This is a genomic window from Yersinia bercovieri ATCC 43970, from assembly GCF_013282745.1.
In the GTDB taxonomy this organism is placed as follows: Bacteria; Pseudomonadota; Gammaproteobacteria; order Enterobacterales; family Enterobacteriaceae; genus Yersinia; species Yersinia bercovieri.
In genome coordinates this window covers 2,650,755-2,672,102 of the sequence record NZ_CP054044.1, presented here as the reverse complement: position 1 = coordinate 2,672,102, position 21,348 = coordinate 2,650,755, and the positions used below count along the sequence as shown (strand labels likewise).

Here is a 21,348-nt window from a genome sequence, read left to right as displayed (position 1 = left end):
AACAGATGATGCTACAGGCGTAGCTGTTTTTCACTATAGGACCACTGGCCGCCATGCAAGAGCAATACCGCCCAGAAGATATCGAAACGCAAGTACAACTTCACTGGCAAGAGAAGCAGACGTTTAAAGTCACTGAAGACGCTAGCAAAGAAAAATATTACTGCCTATCTATGCTGCCGTACCCTTCAGGGCGTCTACATATGGGCCACGTTCGTAACTACACCATTGGTGATGTTATCTCCCGCTACCAACGTATGCTGGGCAAGAACGTGTTACAACCGATTGGCTGGGATGCATTTGGCCTGCCTGCGGAAGGCGCTGCGGTAAAAAACAACACCGCGCCGGCCCCCTGGACTTACGACAATATTGAATACATGAAGAACCAGTTGAAACTACTGGGCTTCGGCTACGACTGGGATCGTGAAATTGCCACCTGTAAACCTGACTACTACCGTTGGGAACAGTGGTTCTTCACCAAGTTGTACGAAAAAGGCATGGTCTACAAAAAGACCTCGGCGGTTAACTGGTGTCCACACGATCTGACCGTGCTGGCTAACGAGCAAGTGATCGACGGTTGCTGCTGGCGTTGTGATACCAAAGTTGAACGTAAAGAGATCCCACAGTGGTTTATCAAAATCACCGATTACGCTGATCAGTTGCTTAATGATCTGGACACGCTGGAAAGCTGGCCTGAGCAGGTGAAAACCATGCAACGCAACTGGATTGGCCGCTCCGAAGGCGTTGATATCGTTTTTGAGGTGCTGGATAGCGAAGAGAAACTCTCTGTTTATACCACCCGTCCAGATACCTTTATGGGCGTAACCTACCTGGCGGTTGCTGCCGGTCACCCTCTGTCACTGCAAGCGGCTGAAACCAACCCTGCACTGGCCGATTTTGTTGCTGAATGCCGTAACACCAAGGTTGCCGAAGCTGAAATGGCTACCATGGAGAAAAAAGGCATGGCGACCGGTCTCTACGCCATCCACCCGCTGACTGGCGAGAAACTGGCTATCTGGGCTGCTAACTTTGTCTTGATGGATTACGGCACTGGCGCAGTCATGTCCGTTCCAGGCCACGATGCCCGTGACTGGGAGTTCGCCACCAAATACCACCTGCCAATCAAAGCGGTTATTTTGGCCGCAGACGGCAGCGAACCAGATGTCACCAAAGAGGCCCTGACCGAAAAAGGCACCCTGTTCAATTCTGGCGAGTTTGATGGCCTGAATTATGAAGATGGCTTTAATGCTATTGCCGACAAACTGGTCGCACTCGGTGTTGGCCAGCGCAAAGTCAATTACCGCCTGCGTGACTGGGGTGTCTCCCGTCAGCGCTATTGGGGTGCCCCAATCCCAATGGTGACACTGGAAGACGGCACTGTAGTGCCAACACCAGAAGATCAACTGCCGGTTATTCTGCCAGAAGATGTGGTGATGGACGGTATCTCCAGCCCAATCAAGGCTGACCCTGAGTGGGCTAAAACCACCGTCAACGGCATGCCGGGCCTACGTGAAACCGATACCTTCGATACCTTTATGGAGTCATCCTGGTACTACGCACGCTACACCTGCCCACAATTTGATGAAGGTATGCTAGACCCCGCCGCCGCTAACTACTGGCTGCCGGTCGATCAGTATGTCGGTGGTATTGAACATGCCATCATGCACCTGATGTACTTCCGTTTCTTCCACAAATTGCTGCGTGATGCAGGTCTGGTGGATTCCGACGAGCCAGCCAAGCGCCTGCTGTGTCAGGGCATGGTATTGGCTGATGCCTTCTACTACACCGGCACTAGCGGTGAACGTATTTGGGTTTCGCCTGTGGATGCTATCGTCGAGCGTGATGATAAAGGCCGCATTATTAAAGCGACCGATGCTGAAGGCCATGAACTGGTGTATGCCGGCATGAGCAAAATGTCGAAATCGAAAAATAACGGTATAGACCCGCAGGTTATGGTAGAGAAATACGGTGCGGATACCGTACGCCTGTTTATGATGTTTGCATCCCCGGCAGAAATGACGTTGGAGTGGCAAGAGTCTGGCGTTGAGGGAGCAAACCGCTTCCTGAAACGTGTCTGGCGTCTGGTCTTTGATCACACCGCAAAAGGCGCAACTGCCCCGTTGGATATTGCCAACCTGACGAATGAGCAAAAATCCCTGCGTCGTGACCTGCACAAGACGATTGCCAAGGTCACCGATGACGTGGGTCGCCGCCAAACCTTCAATACCGCCATCGCGGCGGTAATGGAGTTGATGAACAAGTTGGGCCGCGCCCCTCAAGAAACGGAGCAAGACCGCGCTCTGCTGCAAGAAGCATTACTGGCAGTGGTGCGTATGCTTTATCCATTTACCCCTCACGTCTGCTTCACTTTGTGGCAAGCGCTGGGTGGCGAAGGTGATATTGATACCGCACCATGGCCAATCGCCGATGAACAAGCGATGATCGAAGACTCTAAATTAGTTGTCGTACAGGTTAATGGTAAAGTGCGTGGCAGAATTACAGTGCCTGCCGATGCCACTGAAGAACAAGTTCGCGAACGTGCTGGTCAAGAGCACTTGGTGGCTAAATACCTGGATGGAGTTACTGTGCGTAAAGTCATCTATGTCCCTGGCAAACTGCTTAACCTGGTTGTGGGTTAAGACAAGGAGGAGTTGTGCGACATCCTATTCTGACGCTGTTGCTGGGGTTGGCGGTGCTGGTCACCGCTGGCTGTGGCTTTAATCTGCGTGGCACCACTCAGGTGCCGCCTGAACTGCAAAAATTACTACTGGAAAGTGCTGACCCTTATGGCCCGCTAACCCGTGCAGTGCGTCAACAATTGCGTTTAAGCAACGTCACCATTGTTGATGACCCAATGCGCAAAGACCTACCGGCCTTGCGGATTATTGGCTCATCCGAAAATCAGGATACCGTGTCAATATTCCGCAACGGTGTAACGGCTGAGTATCAGTTAGTGTTGCATGTGCAGGCGCAGGTATTAATACCGGGCCATGATATCTACCCACTGCGGGTCAATATCTTCCGCACCTTCTTCGATAACCCGTTGACTGCACTTGCAAAAGATGCAGAAGCTGAGGTTCTTCGCCAAGAGATGCGTGTTCAGGCAGCCCAGCAGTTAGTGCGGCAGCTCCTAACCGTGCATGCTGCGGAGATCAAAAATGGGCAGGAAAATGGCGATAAATCGGTTAGCGGCAACAACGCAACCAGCGCCACTAAAATGGCCCCGGTCAAAGAGATCAATATTGGCAAACCAGCAGCCAGTAACTCCGCCCAATGATCCGAGTCTACCCTGAACAACTTGTCGCGCAGCTCCATGAGGGGCTGCGCACAAGCTATCTGCTATGTGGCAATGAGCCGCTACTGTTGCAGGAGAGTCAGGACCATATTCGTCGGGTGGCAGCACAACATGATTTCACCGAACATTTCAGCTTTACGCTAGATGCCCATACTGAATGGGAGAGTATCTTTAGCCTCTGTCAGGCACTGAGCCTATTTGCCAGCCGCCAGACACTGCTATTGAGTTTTCCTGAGAGTGGGTTGACGGCACCGATGAATGAGCAATTGGTCAAATTATCCGGGCTATTGCACCCTGATATTTTGCTGATTTTGCGGGCAAATAAGCTCACCAAAGCACAAGAAAATAGTGCCTGGTTTAAGGCACTCAGCACCAACGGCGTTTTGGTTAGTTGCCAACCCCCCGAACAGGCACAGCTGCCACGCTGGGTCAGCACGCGAGCCAAGAGCCTGAATCTCGACATTGATGATGCCGCCATTCAACTGCTGTGTTACTGCTACGAAGGCAATCTGCTGGCGCTATCGCAAGCACTGGAACGCCTCTCATTGCTCTACCCCGATGGCAAATTGACACTGCCCAAAGTAGAACAAGCGGTCAATGATGCCGCGCATTTTACGCCGTATCACTGGCTGGATGCCTTATTGGCCGGTAAAAGCAAACGCGCCTGGCATATCCTGCAACAGTTACAGCAAGAAGATAGCGAACCCATTATTTTGCTGCGCACTCTACAGCGTGAATTATTGCAGTTGTTAACACTGAAACGGCGTATGGATCAAGTGCCGCTACGCGCCTTGTTTGATCAATTCAAAGTGTGGCAGAACCGCCGCCCAATGATGACTCAGGCACTGCAACGTCTCTCCATGCAGCAACTGCAACAAGCCGTTCATTTGCTGACACAAATGGAAATTCGCCTGAAACAGGATTATGGTCAATCAATCTGGCCTGAGTTAGAAACGCTATCTATGCTGATGTGTGGCAAAATTTTACCTGAGAGCTTTTTTAATGCCCAATAACTCCCCGACTCGCACCCTACATGCCCTGTTCGGCGGTACTTTTGATCCAATTCATTATGGCCATTTGAAGCCAGTTGAAGCTTTGGCGCAACAAGTGGGCCTGCAACACATTATTTTACTGCCTAATCATGTGCCGCCTCATCGCCCTCAACCTGAGGCCAATGCACAGCAACGGCTGAAAATGGTTGAGTTGGCGATTGCCGATAATCCGCTGTTTAGCGTTGATTCACGAGAGTTATTACGTGACACGCCATCATTCACCATCGATACACTTGAATCTCTGCGTAAAGAACGTGGTGCTGAAGTGCCGTTAGCGTTTATCATTGGGCAGGATTCATTATTGTCACTGCATAAGTGGTATCGCTGGGAATCACTGTTAGATGTGTGCCATCTGTTGGTCTGTGCCCGCCCTGGTTATGCCCAAACACTGGAAACACCAGCGTTGCAGCAGTGGCTCGACGAACACCGGGTCTTTGATCCACTCGCGTTGAGCCTGCGGCCACAGGGGGCAATCTATTTGGCAGATACACCACTGTTGGACATTTCTGCAACTGATATTCGCCACCGACGTCATCATGGTGAAAGTTGCGATGACCTGCTACCACGTGCTGTGCAGCGATATATTGAATTACAAGGTTTGTATCGCGGCTGAGGGTTTATATCGCGACGCATTGACCCATGTTATACTCCGCCGCTAAATTTCAGGTATTCACTGAAAAACCGATACATTATAACTGTTCATACCGGTAACTGTTCGCGGAATCTCCCGCAAAACAGTACCTAAGAACATTATATATCCAAAGAACTTGGCGTTGCAGGTAGGCAGCAAGCGCACGCATCCCGATGAGCTTACATTAGTAAGTGATTCGGGTGAGTTAGTGTAGCTAACAACCCTGCAACTTCAAGGACGAAGGGTATAGACAGAAAACACCCGAGGGGGAACCTTTGCAAGGTAAAGCGCTCCAAGAATTTGTTATCGACAAGCTCGATGATTTGAAAGGCCAGGACATTATTGCTCTGGATGTTCAAGGTAAGTCCAGTATCACTGATTGCATGATCATCTGCACCGGTACCTCGACCCGCCATGTTATGGCTCTGGCAGATAATCTGGTACAAGAGTCCCGTGTTGCAGGCATGATCCCACTGGGCGTTGAAGGTCAGGGTGTCTCTGACTGGGTTGTGGTTGATCTGGGCGAAGTGATTGTCCATGTGATGCAAGAAGAGAGCCGCCGTCTGTATGAACTGGAAAAACTCTGGAGCTAAGCGGTGAAACTGCAACTGGTAGCCGTCGGCACTAAAATGCCTGACTGGGTGCAGACAGGTTTTACCGATTACCTGCGCCGCTTTCCCAAAGATATGCCCTTAGAGTTGGTAGAGATACCGGCAGGTAAGCGGGGCAAAAATGCCGATATCAAACGCATTTTGGAAAAAGAGGGCGAGCTAATGCTGGCGGCGGTTGGCAAAAACAACCGCATTGTCACGCTGGATATCCCAGGCACTCCCTGGGAGACCCCGCAATTAGCTCAGCAATTAGAGCGCTGGAAGCAGGATGGCCGTGATGTCAGTCTGTTGATTGGCGGGCCTGAGGGGTTAGCCCCGGCCTGTAAAGCTGCCGCCGAGCAGAGCTGGTCGCTCTCAGTGCTAACGCTACCCCATCCTTTAGTGCGTGTATTAGTGGCCGAGAGCCTCTATCGCGCCTGGAGTATTACGACCAATCACCCCTATCACCGGGAATAAGCGGGCGATGAACCTGAGTAAAATGATGGCATTGAGTAAAGTGCGAGTTTTAGGACAAATGCTGGTTTTGGGCAACATGAAGTAGCTGCGGGATGAAAAAAGAACCTAACTCTTTTCGCGACTATTCGGCTGAGTCAGCCCTGTTTGTCCGCCGCGCCTTAGTGGCTTTTCTCGGTATCCTGCTGCTAAGTGGGGTATTGGTCGCAAACATGTACAATTTGCAGATAGTGCGCTTCGAAGACTATCGCACCCGCTCCAATGAAAACCGCATCAAGCTAGTACCTATCGCCCCCAGCCGTGGCATGATATTTGACCGTAACGGCACCCCACTGGCAATGAACCGGACCATTTATCAATTAGAATTGATGCCGGAAAAAATCGAAGACCTCCCCGCCACGCTCAATGCACTACGCCCGATAGTGGATCTGACGGATGAGGATATCGCTAACTTTGAAAAAGAGCGTAAGCGCTCACGTCGCTTTACCTCCATTGCGGTTAAAACACCGCTGACTGAGGTTCAGGTTGCCCGTTTCGCCGTTAACCAATTCCGCTTCCCCGGTATTGAAGTCAAAGGCTATCAGCGCCGCTTCTACCCATACGGCTCTGCCCTGACTCACGTTATCGGTTATGTTTCCAAGATCAACGATAAAGATGTCGAACGGTTGGATAAAGAGGGCATTCTTGCTAACTATGCCGCCACCCACGATATCGGCAAGCTCGGTATTGAGCGCTATTATGAATCCGTATTGCACGGTAAAACCGGCTATGAAGAAGTTGAAGTCAATAACCGTGGCCGGGTGATTCGTCAGTTGCATGAGCAGCCGCCGCAGGCCGGCAAAGATATCTATCTGACCCTCGACTTACACCTGCAAACCTATATTGAACAATTGCTTAGCGGTAGCCGTGCGGCAGTCGTGGTTACTGACCCCCGCACAGGCGGCATATTGGCTTTGGTGTCGAATCCAAGTTATGACCCGAATCTATTTGTCGATGGCATCACCAACAAAGATTATCAGGGGCTACTGAATGATCCCAATCGCCCACTAATTAACCGCGCGACCCAAGGTGTCTACCCGCCGGCGTCGACGGTAAAACCTTATATCGCTGTGTCTGCACTGAGTGCGAATGTCATCACCAAAAATACCAGCCTGTTCGATCCCGGCTGGTGGCAACTACCCGGTTCGGAAAAACGTTTCCGCGACTGGAAAAAGTGGGGCCACGGCCGATTGAATGTCACCAAGGCACTGGAGGAGTCGGCGGATACCTTCTTCTATCAGGTGGCTTATGACATGGGGATTGACCGTTTGTCCGCCTGGATGACCAAGTTCGGTTACGGTGAATATACTGGTATTGATCTGTCCGAAGAGCGGGCGGGTCTGATGCCAACTCGTGAATGGAAACAAAAACGCCATAAAAAACCTTGGTATCAAGGGGATACTATCCCAGTGGGTATCGGTCAGGGTTATTGGACAGCCACCCCCATTCAGATGGCAAAAGCATTGATGACGCTGATTAATGATGGGGCGGTTAAAACCCCACATCTGCTGCAAAGCACCCGAGTTGATGGTGTATTAGTGCCCTATAAACAAGAAGATACCACGCAAATTGGCGATATTCACTCCGGCTATTGGGAGATCGCCAAAGATGGCATGTATGGTGTTGCTAACCGCCCCAACGGGACGGGTCGTAAATTCTTTGAAGGCACGCCCTATAAGGCTGCGGCAAAATCAGGGACAGCACAGGTTTACAGTTATGAAACCTATAATGCGCACAAAGTCGCGGAGCACTTACGTGACCACAAATTGATGGTTGCCTTTGCCCCTTACGACAACCCTACGGTCTCTGTCGCCATGATTCTGGAAAATGGCGGTGCAGGGCCGGCGGTAGGCACCATTACTCGCCAAATCCTCGACCACATTTTGTTAGGTGATAACAATACTGAATTACCGGATGCGGCCCCTCTTCCTCCGGGTGTAGAAGCAGATTAGCTGAAGTGGATTAAGGTAACTCATGACTGATAATCAACAAAAAGGCTCTTTGTGGTACAAAATGCACATTGACCTGCCGTTTCTGCTTTGCGTCCTGGCGCTGCTGGCTTATAGCGCCTTCGTGATGTGGAGCGCAAGCGGGCAGGACATGGGCATGATGGAGCGCAAGGTGGGCCAAATTGCCATGGGTCTGGTTGTCATGCTAGTGATGGCGCAGATACCGCCACGCGTCTATGAAAGCTGGGCGCCCTATCTCTATTTCGTTTGCGTGATTTTACTGGTCTTGGTTGATGCTTTTGGTCAGATCAGTAAAGGGGCTCAGCGCTGGTTGGATTTGGGCTTTATCCGCTTCCAACCCTCTGAAATTGCTAAAATTGCAGTGCCGTTGATGGTTGCTCGGTTTATGAACCGTGATGTCTGCCCTCCTTCACTGAAAAATACCGGTATCGCGTTAATTTTAATCTTTATGCCGACCTTACTGGTGGCCGCTCAACCTGACCTTGGCACATCAATCCTGATTGCGGCTTCGGGTCTATTTGTCTTGTTCCTTTCGGGGATGAGCTGGCGCTTAATCGCCATTGCTGCCGTCCTGGTCGCTGGGTTTATTCCTATTTTGTGGTTCTTCCTGATGCATGGTTATCAGCGAGATCGCGTGATGATGCTACTGGACCCGGAAAGTGATCCGCTCGGTGCGGGTTATCATATTATTCAATCTAAAATTGCGATTGGTTCAGGCGGATTATCGGGCAAAGGCTGGTTACACGGCACTCAGTCGCAATTGGAATTCCTACCGGAACGCCATACCGACTTTATCTTTGCCGTATTGGCAGAGGAGTTGGGATTAATTGGCTTCTTGGTGCTTTTAGCACTTTATCTGTGCCTGATCATGCGCGGTCTGGTGATTGCCGCCCATGCACAAACCACCTTTGGCCGTGTTATGGTCGGGGGATTAATGCTGATACTCTTTGTTTATGTGTTTGTTAACATAGGTATGGTCAGTGGAATTTTACCTGTGGTTGGCGTACCTTTGCCTTTGGTCAGCTACGGAGGCTCGGCGCTGATAGTTCTGATGGCCGGGTTTGGTATCGTGATGTCGATACATACTCATCGAAAAATGTTATCTAAGAATTTATAGAGGTGAGCAATGCGTAAGGAATGGCTTTGGATCGGCATCGCAGGCGTGCTGTTATCAGCATGTACCAGTCAGCCCCCGGCACCCCAGCAACAGGTGCAACAGACGTACAACGGCCCGGTAGTCGAGATCGGCGGTGCTGAGCCGCGCTACGAGCCTTTCAATCCTAATTTCAATCAGGATTATAAGGTTAATGGTCACTCCTACAGCATCATCAAAGATCCGCAAAACTTCTCTCAGACCGGCCTTGCTGCCTGGTATGGTGAAGAAGCTAACGGCAACACCACGGCGACGGGTGAAACCTTTGATCCCAATGCCTTAACCGCCGCCCACCCGACACTGCCGATCCCAAGTTATGTGCGGGTAACCAACATCAGCAATGGTCGCCAGATTGTGGTGCGCGTGAATGACCGTGGCCCATACACCCCAGGGCGGGTGATTGACTTATCCAAAGCGGCTGCCGATCGCCTGAATATCTCCAATAACACCAAAGTGAAGATTGATTTTATCAATGTTGCACCCGATGGTTCGCTCTCAGGCCCCGGGATGGTTGGCACCACTATCGCCAAGCAAAGTTATGCATTGCCAAGCCGCCCGGATTTAGGCTCCAGCGGAATGGGGACTCCAATACAGCAGGATGCGCCCGCAGTCAGTGCACCGGTGCGCCCTATCGATAATAGTAGTTTGTCTGGCGCTGACGCCACGCAGCCAGTCGCGCCACAAAGTAGCGGCTTCCTACGTGCATCGACCCCAGTCCCCGTTGGCGTGCTGGAAGGATCAGAACCCGCCGCGACTGCACCATCAGCGATGAGCGAGGCATCCGTCAGCCCACCGGTTGTTGCCAACCCAGGCCCCGTGACGTCATCAGTAGCCGCAGCATCAACTGCCACGGCAACATCAGGCGGTTATGTGGTTCAGGTCGGTGCATTGAGCGATGCTCAGCGGGCGCAAACCTGGCAGCAAAGCTTAAGCCAACGTTTCGGCGTGCCGGGCAAAGTAGCAACCAATGGCAGTGTGCATCGTGTCCAACTGGGGCCATTTAGCAGCCGTCAACAGGCGGTTGAACTGCAACAGCGCCTGTCGAGCGAAGCACAGCAGCAATCATTTGTGGTTGCTGCACCTTAAATCTACATACCTTGTAGCAATTTAAGGCTTATCTCATTAAAAAAACCGTAACCGACTGTACAAACAGGATGTTACGGTTGAAAGTATAAACGCTACATTGATGTACCCCAAACTGATTAGCATTGCTGCAAGGCAGCAAAAGAGCGAATCCCAATGAGCTGACTCAAGTCAGTGATTCGGATAAGTGAGAGCGGCTAACACAGCTGCAACGCCAATTGAACAGGGTATGTTATAGTGTGGCACGTTCTTAACTTACTCCCACGGATGTTGTTGTCCTGATCATGAAATATGTAACTACTTCTCGCATTATCAAGAGCCTGGCGCTCGGCACTGTTATTGTTATGAGCGCAGCTTCTGCTGCAAACGCTGATGACGTCAATCTGAAAACCATGATCCCCGGCGTGCCACAGATCGACGCGGAAGCCTATATTCTGATTGATTACAACTCCGGCAAAGTATTGGCAGAAATGAATGCTGATGCCCGTCGCAACCCGGCCAGTTTGACCAAAATGATGACCAGCTATGTTATTGGTCAGGCAATCAAAGCCGGTAAAATCGGGCCGGAAGATATGGTTACCGTGGGTAAAGATGCCTGGGCGACGGGTAATCCGGAGTTCCAAGGCTCCTCGTTGATGTTCCTGAAACCCGGCGACCGCGTCCCGGTTTCTAAACTGACCCGGGGTATCAACCTGCAATCGGGTAACGATGCCTGTGTTGCTATGGCCGATTACGTCGCCGGTAGCCAGGACTCATTCGTTAACCTGATGAATAACTACGTTAACGCGCTGGGTTTGAAAAATACCCAGTTCAAAACCGTGCACGGCTTAGATGCCGAGGGTCAATATAGCTCTGCGCGCGATATGGCGCTGATTGGGCAAGCACTGATTCGTGATGTGCCGGATGAGTATGCTATCTACAAAGAGAAAGAGTTCACCTTCAACAATATCCGCCAGATGAACCGTAACGGTCTACTGTGGGATACCAGTTTGAATGTTGATGGCATCAAAACCGGTCATACCGCCTCTGCTGGCTATAATTTGGTGGCCTCAGCCACTGATGGGCAGATGCGGTTGATCTCAGCAGTACTGGGTGGTCGCACCTATAAAGGCCGCGAAACTGAGAGTAAAAAACTGCTAACCTGGGGCTTCCGTTTCTTTGAAACTGTGGCACCGCTGAAAGTGGGTAAAGAGTTTGCTTCAGAACCCGTCTGGTTCGGTGACAGTGATCGCGTGCAGTTGGGTGTTGATAAAGACGTTTACCTGACCATCCCACGTGGCCGCATGAAAGATCTGAAAGCCAGCTATGTGCTGAATACACCTGAAATTCATGCCCCATTGGCGAAAAATCAGGTTGTTGGGATGATTAACTTCCAGTTAGATGGCAAAACCATCGACCAGCGCCCACTGGTGGTAATGAACGAAGTGAAAGAGGGCGGGATCTTTAGCCGCATGGTGGATTACATCAAACTGATGTTCCACCGCTGGTTCGGCTAATCGGCTGGCGCTTGAAAGCCAGAAAATCGCCCCCACATTATAAATAATATAAAACTCCCGCTCCGGCGGGAGTTATAATTTTATAGTCGAATGCTCTTTATCATTCGGCGACACAACCCAGGAGCGCACATGAAAACTAAACTGCACGAACTGCTTGAGTTCCCTTGTTCTTTTACCTACAAGGTAATGGGCATTGCTGAACCTCAGTTGGTTAACCAGGTGGTTGAAGTGGTACAGCGCCATGCTCCGGGTGACTACTCCCCGCAGGTAAAACCGAGCAGCAAAGGTAACTATCACTCCGTCTCCATCACCATCACCGCCACCCATATTGAGCAGGTGGAGACACTGTACGAAGAGTTAGGTAAGCTTGAACTGGTGCGGATGGTGCTGTAACCGGTACATTTGGTGACAGGTAAAATATCCAATCTACTCAGATGATGGCCCGGACGGGTGAATCCCACTCCGGGTCCTATTTTTTTAAATGCCAAAATAGTAGCCCCACACAACTGGGCTGGTATACTGACGCCACCATTTCTGTAACCAGATGATGACTCGCTTGCAACAACACAAGATCATTTTACGTCAATTGGGGTTGCAACCCTACCCCCCCGTATCCCAAGCTATGCATGACTTCACTGAGTTTCGCACTGATGCTACGCCGGATGAAATCTGGCTGGTGGAGCATCAACCCGTCTTTACTCAGGGCCAGGCAGGAAAAGCTGAACATGTTCTGATGCCCGGCGATATTCCGGTTATCCAAAGTGACAGGGGCGGTCAAGTCACCTACCACGGCCCCGGGCAGCAGGTGATGTATATCATGATTGACCTCAAACGCGCCAAAATGGGCGTGCGGCAGTTAGTGACGGCTATTGAGAATACGGTGATACAGACACTGACCTCTTTTGGCATTGATTCACAAGCCCGCCCGGATGCACCCGGCGTCTATGTTGGTCAGCAAAAGATATGCTCACTGGGGCTACGTATCCGCAGAGGCTGCTCGTTTCACGGTCTGGCACTGAATATTGCCATGGATCTGCAACCCTTCCAGCGCATTAACCCCTGTGGCTATGCGGGCATGCAGATGACTCAAGTTAGTGCATTGCAAGCGGGTACAACCGTGGCTGATATCCAGCCGGTATTAGTGCGCCAATTCACCCATCAGCTAGGTTACCCCGACGCCGAACTGCAACCCTGGTCATTAAGTGATTATCTCTCCCCTGATGCACTGTAAGTTACCCAGTTGCCCGACGACGTCGAGTAAGAAGAATAAATGGGGGCGGAATGGGGTGGCCAGTTTTAGTTGACCGCGACAGATGATATAATTTTTATACAATTTTCAAATATTTTTTAACGATCGCCGCATCACGTTGAATTCAATAAAAAATCTCAAATTGAGAGATTCAGAACTGGAACCTGCACGATTATGAGTAAACCGATTCAGATGGAACGCGGCGTAAAATACCGTGACGCAGATAAAATGGCGTTAATCCCGATTAAAACCGTGGTTACCGAACGTCAGGAGCTGCTGCGTAAACCCGAATGGATGAAAATCAAACTCCCTGCCGACTCCAGCCGTATTCAGGGCATTAAGGCCGCAATGCGCAAAAACGGTCTGCACTCGGTTTGCGAAGAAGCCTCCTGCCCTAACTTGTCTGAGTGCTTCAACCACGGTACCGCGACCTTTATGATCCTCGGCGCTATCTGTACTCGCCGTTGCCCATTCTGCGACGTGGCACATGGCCGCCCAGTTGCCCCGGATGCCAATGAGCCGGAAAAACTGGGTCAGACCATTCAAGATATGGGCTTGCGCTATGTCGTTATCACCTCGGTTGACCGTGATGACCTGCGTGATGGCGGTGCTCAGCATTTTGCTGATTGTATCTCCGCTATTCGTGCCAAGAATCCCACCATTAAGATTGAAACGCTGGTGCCTGATTTCCGTGGCCGTATGGATCGCGCATTAGAGATTTTGACGGCGACACCACCCGATGTGTTTAACCACAATCTGGAAAACGTGCCACGGGTCTATCGCCAAGTGCGCCCCGGTGCTAACTACGAGTGGTCGCTCAAATTATTGGAACGCTTTAAAGAAGCGCATCCTGATATTCCAACCAAGTCTGGTTTGATGGTCGGTTTGGGTGAAACCAATGCCGAAATCGTTGAAGTGATGCGGGATTTACGCCGTCACGGGGTAACCATGTTGACACTAGGCCAATATTTACAACCTAGCCGTCACCACTTGCCGGTACAACGTTATGTCAGCCCGGCTGAGTTTGACGAAATGAAGGCGGAAGCCATGGCGATGGGCTTTACCCATGCGGCTTGTGGCCCGTTTGTTCGCTCTTCTTACCACGCTGACCTGCAAGCAAAAGGGTTAGAGGTCAAATAAGCTGGGGCCTGAACATCCATTCAGGCCCTGCATCACTGAAATAACTTATTACACCTTATGCCGCAGACACAAAAAACGGATTTCCATTGGAGATCCGTTTTTTGTTATCAGGAATAATATTATTGCCGATAACAATCTAATTAGGGTGAGTGTTCTTTCGTGTTAGCCACAATATTGGCTAAACCCAATGCAACAATCACTCTTTATGTTCGATCGGCGGTGTCGCTTTAGTTTCTGTTGCCGCTTTGGACTCAGCAGTCGCACTTGCTGCTGGCGCATCATCATTACCCATGGCTTTTTTGAAGCCCTTCAAAGCTGCGCCCAAATCCGCACCCAGTGTGCGTAATTTGCTAGTGCCAAACAACAACACAATCAATATACCAACGACCAACAATTTGGTAATGCTGATACCTTCCATATATGCCTTCTTGATGAGAGTTCAGTTCATTAAATCATGAGCTATTTACGAATAAATTTCCGATTAAAACAACAGTAATATGTAACAGATTTCGTTAGTGAACTATGATTTACTCAAGAGTCTATTCCACTCATTTTGACTCATTCCGGATGAGACATTGCCGTTAACATCCCCCCAAAGCAAAAAACGAGGGAACCGCCAATTGCCTTATTCAAGTAGAATAAATACCCGGCGATCGGGATTAAGTTTTGCTAAAAGGACCTATTTACCTCGAGCATTTGGCTTAGGCATTGGCATGTTATGTGTTAGCTCGGTACTCTACACTCAGAATGCGCCACTCTGGTTATGGATAGTGCTCGCACTCAACGGATTAGTCTGGCCACACATCGCATTCCTGCTGGCCTCGCGCTCTGAAGAGCCATTTGAGCAAGAAATACTCAACATGAAAATAGACTCAGCCCTAGGTGGAGTCTGGGTGGCAATCATGTCGTTCAATGCCCTGCCATCGGTGGTTATTTTATCAATGATGAGTATGAATAATATTGCTTCAGGCGGCAAAAACGTCTTTTGCAAAGGGCTGGCATTACAAATTGCCTGTAGCTTATTGACCGCGTGGATATTTAATTTACCCTTTAAACCAGAAACCTCACCGCTTCAGGTTTATGCTTGCCTGCCAATGATAGTCGTCTACCCCTCCCTACTGGGATTAGTGACCTATCGAACCGCAAAACGTCTGGCCGAAAATAGGGAAGAGTTATTACGCATCAGCGTCAGAGATGGATTGACTGGATTATATAACCGCAGACACTGGGAGCATCAGTTACATAATCAATTTGACAGTTGTCGACGTTATCAGCATGGTGCCACACTGATTTTGCTTGATATTGATAATTTCAAATCTATTAATGACACCTTTGGTCATGCCGTCGGTGACGATGCCATTACGGTTCTTGCCGAAGAGCTATTACTGGGGCTACGGGCCATCGACATTGTCGGCCGCTATGGTGGCGATGAGTTTGGCGCGATTTTGCCAAATACCACGGCGGAGCAAACACGGGAAGTGTTAACTCGAATTCAGGAAAAGTTAGCCAATTTAGTTTTTGAGCAAGCACCCTCCCTGCAACTCAGAGTCAGCGCCGGCATTGCTGATTACAGGCATGACATGATTAACTATCAACAATGGTTAAAAGCCGCCGACTCCGCACTCTACCTGGCAAAAGATAATGGCCGCAATCGCATTGAGTTAGCGAGCTAATACGTTGCAGGCGATAAAAAGCCCCTGCACCACAGGTGTTCATCAAGAAAGGTGTTTATGTTTAATACGTTACTGGCAGTATTTATTGGTGGTGGTGTGGGCAGCGTAGCCCGTTGGTTGGTCAGCATGAAGCTCAACAATCTATCACCTAATATCCCGCTAGGGACACTGGTTGTAAACCTGATTGGGGCCTTTATTATTGGTCTGGCATTGGCGCTTTTTACCCGCCTTACTGATATTGATCCTATATGGAAGTTACTGATTACTACCGGTTTTTGTGGCGGGCTAACAACATTTTCCACCTTCTCTGTCGAAGTGGTCTATTTGATTCAGGATGGTAAACTAGCTTGGGCCGCAGGTAGTATCTTACTAAATCTGGCAGGTTCACTTGCCATGACCATGCTGGCCTTTCTGCTGGTCAATCACTTCGCAGGGCAGTAATACCAAGAGCGACACCGTCTTAATGTTTTCTTAATCTACAAACCCGATAATCATTGGGTAGAGAACAGTTAACCGATGGTGGTGGCTGAAGTGTTGGATCTTGCTATGTTTGGATTACCTAAGACGCGGGTTGAGTGGTTAACAGTGATTTTTTGCCTGTCTATCACCGTGATTTTCCTAAAAATATATCTCTTTTAGCTAACACCACTTCCATCGCTATATCAGTGCCAAAAATAAAAAACCCGCCTATTGAGGCGGGTTTTAAGAAATATGGGCTACTTAGATAGCGATAACATTAGCAGCAGATGGCCCTTTGGCACCGTTCGTGATTTCAAATTCTACACGCTGGCCTTCAGCAAGAGTTTTGAAACCGTTGCTAGCGATGGCTGAGAAATGAACGAAAACGTCCTTGCTGCCATCTTCTGGGGTAATGAAGCCGAAACCTTTGGACTCATTGAACCACTTAACGCTACCTTTAATCTTAGACATCAAACTTACCTTTACGTGGATGTTGGACACAAAATGTGTGTCAGATACAGTACAGCAATAGAACCGATTCTTGTCCACAGCCGAGATCACAAAAAAGAGATAAAAAGAGAAAACCCCACCTTTTCAGTCGCATTTTCAGCACAGAAATCCGCATTTTTTCTATTTTCAGCTCACCTTCACTGGGCCTAAAAACCCGCCAGACTGTATCTGAAAGCTATTCCCCTGTATTATACTTACCCATTGGATACGCTAATATGAGATGCATGATGAACGGTAGAATAACAACTTTTTTTGAAGATAAAGGTTTTGGTTTTATCACCGATGAGAACGGAGATAACCGTTATTTTCACGTTATTAAAGTTGCTAATCCCGAGATGATCAAAAAAGGGGCTGAGGTCACTTTTGAGCCAACAACCAATACCAAAGGGTTGTCCGCATTTGCAGTGAAAGTGGCTATTGAGAGTAAATATATATTCATTGCCAACGAGAGAATCAAACTCACCAGCATTAAATCATTCAACACCTTCACTAAAGAAGTTCCTGCACAGGCTGAAGTCGACAAGGCCAACACCGTCCTCTCAGTGAATTTACTGATGAATAAAATCCGACCGCAAGAAGAAGATATTGCAGAAAAAACAGTACCACTGAAAATGCTGTCGATAACCACATTCCAAAATGTAACTTATACATTTTCAGAGCATGAAGTCGATATTGATAGTACGGTTGCTAAGTTGAAGTGTATTTGATACTGACTATTTTCTACTGAGATTGTTTGGTATCCGCACCGATAACTGGCCCCAAATAGCTTTGGGGCCATCCGAGTACCCCCGGAGTTTTAATGCTGGCATCCCTGCCCGCTATAATAACAACATCCCTTAGATATTCTCTGGTGTTGACGGGAAAAGTAACAAAAAAATTCAGTCCATTTTTCATATTAACTATTTGAACATAAACATTTTAATTAACTCAACGTCTGTACGTGCACCCAATTTTTTCATCGCTGAGCGTTTTTGCCCACTTACTGTTTTCTCACTCTTTTTCAGAATTCTGGCGATATCACCACCGGAGAAACCTTCATTAAATAGCTTCAGCACGATATTTTCATTAGGTGTCAAATACTGACGTTCTGATGACGCCAGACTTAATACATTAGTATTTTTGCGCTCGGTTAAGTTTTCTTTAAGCCCACGAAGCTTGCGTTTGAACACCGTTGAAATTTTATTGGTTACGGCTTCGAGTGAATCTTCCCTGAAGATCATCGTTACGTTACTGAATCGTGGAATTCCCTGTAGAAAACTATTTAATCTCGCATCGCAAATCAAAAAGACATCCGCTTCTGATGGCGATCTGTCCAAGCTTTTTAGCGCATCGAAAAAGCTGAATTCATCGACACCAATAAAAATTATATCCGCTGAATAGAATGACTTCCGATAGAATTTAATCTCTTTCTTAAAGCCTAACGATGTGAATATTTTTTTTACGATAGTTACCATACCCAGTGTTTGATATTTATCGTTATCAACTATCATACAGCTTATCATATTGGCCACACCCGCTAGTGCCTAAGCACCCCATAAATCATTAACTCAGACCTGGTTATAATGAAATAAATATCATTAAAAATTATAAAGATAACCCAGGACACACCTCTGTTTCCTCAGTAAACCATAGAGAGATTCGCAGATATATAGGATGTCAACACCGGAAGATGTAGGAAATGTCTTTTTCTATAGAAAATATTTCTTAGCTGTTTACTTATGATAAATTTTACTGAGCGTGACAGCTTTCAGATTGTATGCAAAAATATAGAAAAATTAGTAGTCTGAATAGGAAAAGCCTGATGAAAACCATATCCCCTATGACGCTGCTTTCTCATTTAACCTTATTGTAAGTCAAACTACTTTATGAGAAACGTCGGTTTACATGCCCTAAAAACCTTAAGCTGCTTTTCTGCTGTAACCTTCTATTCCGCCAGTAAAACCTGCACTGAACAGTGTTTTTTAGGTGGTGAAGTGATGAGTGTTTTGTACTTTCTATCGATCATCGCAACCCCTCTTTTTTTCATGATTATTGGGTATATCGACTCTAATGATCAAATAGATCAAAAAGATATCTTCAGAAAGTTAAAATCAATCATAACTATTATTATCTTCTGGAACGTTCTCTTCTACTTTATCAATGAGGATGGATTCAAACGGGGCTATTTCCTGCAAAGTTGGCTTTTATTCAGCATTGCCATTATCTACCTGATTAATCCGATAATCTCTAAAGTCTTAAAAAGCAACAGAACAGCAATAATTACCCTCTCCTGTTTGGTCATCTTCTCTGTCTCTATCGACCTTATTAGCACATTCACCGAGAGACCATACCTGATTGATTTTCCACAATACTTTAGATTATGGACGTGGATTTTCTATTATATGGCCGGTAGATTTTTGTGCTCAAGGATATGTCAGAAAATAACAAAACTACCAAGAATACGTTTCATTGCTAAAATACTGTTAATCCCGACAGCTATTTCGATGTATTATTATGAAAGCTTTATGTCGATACATGTATACAAAACAGTGAATGCAGGCTATTTCCTCGATAACTTACACGTTTTAATTCTAAGTTTATGCTTATTTGTCATATTTGATAACTTTAACACTAAGCATGAGTGGATAAAGAAAGCCTTAGCCTATATCAGCCCTTCAATGATTGGGGTCTATATACTACATGATGGGATTTTCTACTTTATTTCCAGTGCATATAATTTATCAGATGTGACACTGAGATTTACACTTCTGTTATCCGTATTTGCCGCGTCGGTACTATTATCACGACTCCTATTACTCAATAAGTACACATCGCGATTCATCTCATTTTGATTGATATGGCCTAAATAGCCTCTGCTCTAAACGGAGGCTATCACTTTTCAGTAAGCAGGCGACCCTATCAATTTACTTACTTATTGAATCTGAATCAGGGTTAGCGTATTACCAAATACCGCACCCGTATCGATATAGAGTTGATTTTTAAACAGCAACGGCTTTACCAATGGTGTATGACCGAATATAAATTTATCCGCTCCTTTAATGGCCTCACTCTCTCCCTTCATGGCAGCATTAAGGCGCTTACGGTTCCATACCACTAAATGCTCACTGATGGGTTTACCGTACACATATTCATCTGAGGGGTAATCAGCATGGGCGATAATATACTTGCCGCGCTCAGTTGTAATTTCGATCACCAAGGGTAACTGCTCAGCCCGCTTAATTAGCCCTTCAACCTGAGATTTTTTACTGTCATCGAGTAAGAAAAACCAGCGGCCTCCATTCGCCATCCAGGTATCAACCTCGCCACCTGCCAGCATATCAATCGCCATTTGCTCATGATTGCCACGAACAGCACGAAACCAATGAGCATTAATTAGCTCATAACATTCAATATTCTGTGGACCGCGATCCGCTAAATCCCCGACAGAAACCAGTAAATCAGCAGAGCGCTCAAACTGCACACGATCCAAAGCATCCATCAGCTTTTTATAGCAACCATGAATATCACCAACAACAAAGATACGCCGGTATTCGCTGCCATCTATTTTATGGTACATAACAGGCCCCACAGTAAGTGCATTGCCTGTATTAACTTTAGTTGATTTGAGTGTTATTTGAGCAAAAAACAAGCAAGTAACAGAGGACCCGTGTTTTTACAATAAGATAAGCCGCCCTCAGGCGGCTTATTTAAGGTTGATGGACTACAAAGGCCGATAAATATCTCTGTAGTGAGCCAATCTTTCTCGGAAGAACTCAAGTTCATCGGACGAAAGTTTCGCCTCAATTTTATCAATCCTAATTTTCTTCTTTTGGTTTTCCATAAAAGCAATCGTGGATGCCACAAAGTCCAGACTGGTATGGCAATATGCGGAAACAATTTTCTCTAGTGCTGACATTACACACCTCCACACTACTCAGCACACAGTAAAGAATTAACACAAATAATTATATTTAAACCGTGAACAAGATCAATCTTAGAAGCTAAGTTCCGCTAAAGGAAGCCATACTATCGACGCAATAGTCGATTGAAAATACCAACTGAATCTGACTATTTTAAGTGAGTCGATGTTTTCTAACTCATTTTCCGCTATCTTCTTGGGCTATGATGAATACCAACAACTGATAATGAGAACAGTGTGAAACTGAGAAAAACAACCCTAATTATGATAGCGCTGGCGCTGGCGGTTTTCGCTTACACCTATTTTACCGGAGCTTAAGGCGGCCAAACTCATGCTAAAAGTGATTGCCCAAGATTTTATAAAACTGGAACATATTGATGATGTTATGCCGCTCTACCAAGAGTTAGTCGCATGTACAAAACTTGAACCACTCTGTGTATCCTACGATCTATTTATTGACCATAAAGATCCTGGCCACTTTATTTTTATTGAAGAGTGGCCAGATCAAGCCGCTCTGGATATACATTGCGCCACCGCGCATTTCAGACAATTAGTGCCAGAGATCAATCAATATCAGCGAAAAGAGTGTGAAGTTACTCTTATGCACTCTTTTGATTAGAATTTAAGAACAACTCATCA

General features: G+C 47.5%; 23 protein-coding genes. 18 read left to right on the top strand and 5 right to left on the bottom strand.

All coding sequences use genetic code 11. From position 1 onward, the window contains the following. The first annotated feature begins 53 nt into the window (after nucleotides 1–53). The 13 genes from leuS (at nucleotide 54) to lipA (ending at nucleotide 14,169) form a co-directional block, all read left to right on the top strand. Nucleotides 54–2,636: a leucine--tRNA ligase gene (leuS, locus tag HRK25_RS12040; RefSeq protein WP_005279107.1), complete on the top strand. Its 2,583-nt coding sequence runs from the start codon at nucleotides 54–56 to the stop codon at nucleotides 2,634–2,636. Nucleotides 2,637–2,650: 14 nt separating this feature from the next. Further along, the gene (gene lptE, locus HRK25_RS12035; RefSeq protein ID WP_005279108.1) at nucleotides 2,651–3,274 is read left to right on the top strand and encodes an LPS assembly lipoprotein LptE; all 624 of its coding nucleotides are present in this window, start codon (nucleotides 2,651–2,653) and stop codon (nucleotides 3,272–3,274) included. Continuing rightward, nucleotides 3,271–4,305 carry a DNA polymerase III subunit delta gene (gene holA, locus HRK25_RS12030; RefSeq protein WP_032898952.1) on the top strand — a complete coding sequence of 345 codons (1,035 nt, stop codon included), beginning with the start codon at nucleotides 3,271–3,273 and terminating at the stop codon, nucleotides 4,303–4,305. Before lptE ends, holA begins: the two co-directional genes overlap by 4 nt. After that, a complete protein-coding gene (gene nadD / locus HRK25_RS12025) occupies nucleotides 4,295–4,957 on the top strand; it encodes a nicotinate-nucleotide adenylyltransferase (RefSeq protein WP_032898954.1) in 663 nt (220 codons plus the stop codon). Before holA ends, nadD begins: the two co-directional genes overlap by 11 nt. A 293-nt stretch (nucleotides 4,958–5,250) precedes the next feature. Further along, entirely contained in the window at nucleotides 5,251–5,568 is a 318-nt protein-coding gene (rsfS, locus tag HRK25_RS12020; protein ID WP_004873320.1) for a ribosome silencing factor, read from the top strand. Nucleotides 5,569–5,571: 3 nt separating this feature from the next. Continuing rightward, entirely contained in the window at nucleotides 5,572–6,042 is a 471-nt protein-coding gene (gene rlmH, locus HRK25_RS12015; protein ID WP_005278057.1) for a 23S rRNA (pseudouridine(1915)-N(3))-methyltransferase RlmH, read from the top strand. A gap of 92 nt (nucleotides 6,043–6,134) precedes the next feature. Continuing rightward, on the top strand, nucleotides 6,135–8,030 hold the full coding sequence (gene mrdA, locus HRK25_RS12010) for a peptidoglycan DD-transpeptidase MrdA (RefSeq protein WP_005278070.1): 1,896 nt from the start codon (nucleotides 6,135–6,137) through the stop codon (nucleotides 8,028–8,030). A gap of 22 nt (nucleotides 8,031–8,052) precedes the next feature. Further along, on the top strand, nucleotides 8,053–9,165 hold the full coding sequence (gene mrdB / locus HRK25_RS12005; protein ID WP_005278071.1) for a peptidoglycan glycosyltransferase MrdB: 1,113 nt from the start codon (nucleotides 8,053–8,055) through the stop codon (nucleotides 9,163–9,165). A 9-nt stretch (nucleotides 9,166–9,174) separates the two neighbouring features. After that, nucleotides 9,175–10,287, top strand: coding sequence for an endolytic peptidoglycan transglycosylase RlpA (rlpA, locus tag HRK25_RS12000; RefSeq protein ID WP_032898663.1), 1,113 nt, complete (start codon nucleotides 9,175–9,177; stop codon nucleotides 10,285–10,287). Between the two features lie 281 nt (nucleotides 10,288–10,568). Beyond that, nucleotides 10,569–11,780 (top strand): D-alanyl-D-alanine carboxypeptidase DacA, encoded by a 1,212-nt coding sequence (gene dacA / locus HRK25_RS11995; RefSeq protein ID WP_032898665.1) that lies wholly within the window; start codon nucleotides 10,569–10,571, stop codon nucleotides 11,778–11,780. 129 nt (nucleotides 11,781–11,909) lie between these two features. Next, nucleotides 11,910–12,173: a DUF493 family protein YbeD gene (ybeD, locus tag HRK25_RS11990; protein WP_032898667.1), complete on the top strand. Its 264-nt coding sequence runs from the start codon at nucleotides 11,910–11,912 to the stop codon at nucleotides 12,171–12,173. A gap of 151 nt (nucleotides 12,174–12,324) precedes the next feature. Then, nucleotides 12,325–13,011 (top strand): lipoyl(octanoyl) transferase LipB, encoded by a 687-nt coding sequence (gene lipB, locus HRK25_RS11985; protein ID WP_005278075.1) that lies wholly within the window; start codon nucleotides 12,325–12,327, stop codon nucleotides 13,009–13,011. A 192-nt stretch (nucleotides 13,012–13,203) separates the two neighbouring features. Next, nucleotides 13,204–14,169: a lipoyl synthase gene (gene lipA / locus HRK25_RS11980; protein WP_005278076.1), complete on the top strand. Its 966-nt coding sequence runs from the start codon at nucleotides 13,204–13,206 to the stop codon at nucleotides 14,167–14,169. Between the two features lie 196 nt (nucleotides 14,170–14,365). On the opposite strand, the gene tatA is transcribed toward lipA, so the two are convergent. Next, a complete protein-coding gene (gene tatA / locus HRK25_RS11975) occupies nucleotides 14,366–14,587 on the bottom strand; it encodes a Sec-independent protein translocase subunit TatA (protein WP_005278078.1) in 222 nt (73 codons plus the stop codon). 295 nt (nucleotides 14,588–14,882) lie between these two features. On the opposite strand from tatA, the gene HRK25_RS11970 reads away from it, so the two are divergent. Next, on the top strand, nucleotides 14,883–15,842 hold the full coding sequence (locus tag HRK25_RS11970; RefSeq protein ID WP_005278080.1) for a diguanylate cyclase: 960 nt from the start codon (nucleotides 14,883–14,885) through the stop codon (nucleotides 15,840–15,842). Nucleotides 15,843–15,899: 57 nt separating this feature from the next. After that, entirely contained in the window at nucleotides 15,900–16,283 is a 384-nt protein-coding gene (gene crcB, locus HRK25_RS11965; RefSeq protein WP_032898670.1) for a fluoride efflux transporter CrcB, read from the top strand. A 279-nt stretch (nucleotides 16,284–16,562) separates the two neighbouring features. On the opposite strand, the gene cspE is transcribed toward crcB, so the two are convergent. After that, on the bottom strand, nucleotides 16,563–16,772 hold the full coding sequence (cspE, locus tag HRK25_RS11960) for a transcription antiterminator/RNA stability regulator CspE (protein ID WP_002210315.1): 210 nt from the start codon (nucleotides 16,770–16,772) through the stop codon (nucleotides 16,563–16,565). A 266-nt stretch (nucleotides 16,773–17,038) separates the two neighbouring features. On the opposite strand from cspE, the gene HRK25_RS11955 reads away from it, so the two are divergent. Beyond that, nucleotides 17,039–17,518 (top strand): cold-shock protein, encoded by a 480-nt coding sequence (locus tag HRK25_RS11955; RefSeq protein WP_005278086.1) that lies wholly within the window; start codon nucleotides 17,039–17,041, stop codon nucleotides 17,516–17,518. Between the two features lie 192 nt (nucleotides 17,519–17,710). Here HRK25_RS11955 and HRK25_RS11950 read toward each other — a convergent pair whose 3' ends face one another. Further along, a complete protein-coding gene (locus HRK25_RS11950; RefSeq protein ID WP_005278088.1) occupies nucleotides 17,711–18,301 on the bottom strand; it encodes a helix-turn-helix transcriptional regulator in 591 nt (196 codons plus the stop codon). 375 nt (nucleotides 18,302–18,676) lie between these two features. Here HRK25_RS11950 and HRK25_RS11945 point away from each other — a divergent pair, with 375 nt between their 5' ends. Then, the gene (locus HRK25_RS11945) at nucleotides 18,677–19,642 is read left to right on the top strand and encodes an acyltransferase (RefSeq protein ID WP_005278090.1); all 966 of its coding nucleotides are present in this window, start codon (nucleotides 18,677–18,679) and stop codon (nucleotides 19,640–19,642) included. 80 nt (nucleotides 19,643–19,722) lie between these two features. Here HRK25_RS11945 and HRK25_RS11940 read toward each other — a convergent pair whose 3' ends face one another. Both HRK25_RS11940 and HRK25_RS11935 read right to left on the bottom strand, forming a co-directional pair. Beyond that, on the bottom strand, nucleotides 19,723–20,367 hold the full coding sequence (locus HRK25_RS11940; protein WP_005278091.1) for a metallophosphoesterase: 645 nt from the start codon (nucleotides 20,365–20,367) through the stop codon (nucleotides 19,723–19,725). A gap of 144 nt (nucleotides 20,368–20,511) precedes the next feature. Next, nucleotides 20,512–20,706 carry a glycogen synthase gene (locus HRK25_RS11935; protein WP_005278093.1) on the bottom strand — a complete coding sequence of 65 codons (195 nt, stop codon included), beginning with the start codon at nucleotides 20,704–20,706 and terminating at the stop codon, nucleotides 20,512–20,514. A gap of 334 nt (nucleotides 20,707–21,040) precedes the next feature. On the opposite strand from HRK25_RS11935, the gene HRK25_RS11930 reads away from it, so the two are divergent. Continuing rightward, the gene (locus HRK25_RS11930; RefSeq protein WP_005278095.1) at nucleotides 21,041–21,328 is read left to right on the top strand and encodes a putative quinol monooxygenase; all 288 of its coding nucleotides are present in this window, start codon (nucleotides 21,041–21,043) and stop codon (nucleotides 21,326–21,328) included. Nucleotides 21,329–21,348 lie beyond the last annotated feature (20 nt).

Excerpts from the sequence above, each read along its gene's own strand:
- leuS (WP_005279107.1), top strand. The coding sequence starts at position 54 with ATGCAAGAGCAATACCGCCCAGAAGATATCGAAACGCAAGTACAACTT.
- holA (WP_032898952.1), top strand. The coding sequence starts at position 3,271 with ATGATCCGAGTCTACCCTGAACAACTTGTCGCGCAGCTCCATGAGGGG.
- nadD (WP_032898954.1), top strand. The coding sequence starts at position 4,295 with ATGCCCAATAACTCCCCGACTCGCACCCTACATGCCCTGTTCGGCGGT.
- mrdA (WP_005278070.1), top strand. The coding sequence starts at position 6,135 with ATGAAAAAAGAACCTAACTCTTTTCGCGACTATTCGGCTGAGTCAGCC.
- mrdB (WP_005278071.1), top strand. The coding sequence starts at position 8,053 with ATGACTGATAATCAACAAAAAGGCTCTTTGTGGTACAAAATGCACATT.
- rlpA (WP_032898663.1), top strand. The coding sequence starts at position 9,175 with ATGCGTAAGGAATGGCTTTGGATCGGCATCGCAGGCGTGCTGTTATCA.
- dacA (WP_032898665.1), top strand. The coding sequence starts at position 10,569 with ATGAAATATGTAACTACTTCTCGCATTATCAAGAGCCTGGCGCTCGGC.
- ybeD (WP_032898667.1), top strand. The coding sequence starts at position 11,910 with ATGAAAACTAAACTGCACGAACTGCTTGAGTTCCCTTGTTCTTTTACC.
- lipB (WP_005278075.1), top strand. The coding sequence starts at position 12,325 with ATGATGACTCGCTTGCAACAACACAAGATCATTTTACGTCAATTGGGG.
- lipA (WP_005278076.1), top strand. The coding sequence starts at position 13,204 with ATGAGTAAACCGATTCAGATGGAACGCGGCGTAAAATACCGTGACGCA.
- tatA (WP_005278078.1), bottom strand. The coding sequence starts at position 14,587 with ATGGAAGGTATCAGCATTACCAAATTGTTGGTCGTTGGTATATTGATT.
- HRK25_RS11970 (WP_005278080.1), top strand. The coding sequence starts at position 14,883 with ATGTTATGTGTTAGCTCGGTACTCTACACTCAGAATGCGCCACTCTGG.
- crcB (WP_032898670.1), top strand. The coding sequence starts at position 15,900 with ATGTTTAATACGTTACTGGCAGTATTTATTGGTGGTGGTGTGGGCAGC.
- cspE (WP_002210315.1), bottom strand. The coding sequence starts at position 16,772 with ATGTCTAAGATTAAAGGTAGCGTTAAGTGGTTCAATGAGTCCAAAGGT.
- HRK25_RS11955 (WP_005278086.1), top strand. The coding sequence starts at position 17,039 with ATGAACGGTAGAATAACAACTTTTTTTGAAGATAAAGGTTTTGGTTTT.
- HRK25_RS11950 (WP_005278088.1), bottom strand. The coding sequence starts at position 18,301 with ATGATAGTTGATAACGATAAATATCAAACACTGGGTATGGTAACTATC.
- HRK25_RS11945 (WP_005278090.1), top strand. The coding sequence starts at position 18,677 with ATGAGAAACGTCGGTTTACATGCCCTAAAAACCTTAAGCTGCTTTTCT.
- HRK25_RS11940 (WP_005278091.1), bottom strand. The coding sequence starts at position 20,367 with ATGTACCATAAAATAGATGGCAGCGAATACCGGCGTATCTTTGTTGTT.
- HRK25_RS11935 (WP_005278093.1), bottom strand. The coding sequence starts at position 20,706 with ATGTCAGCACTAGAGAAAATTGTTTCCGCATATTGCCATACCAGTCTG.
- HRK25_RS11930 (WP_005278095.1), top strand. The coding sequence starts at position 21,041 with ATGCTAAAAGTGATTGCCCAAGATTTTATAAAACTGGAACATATTGAT.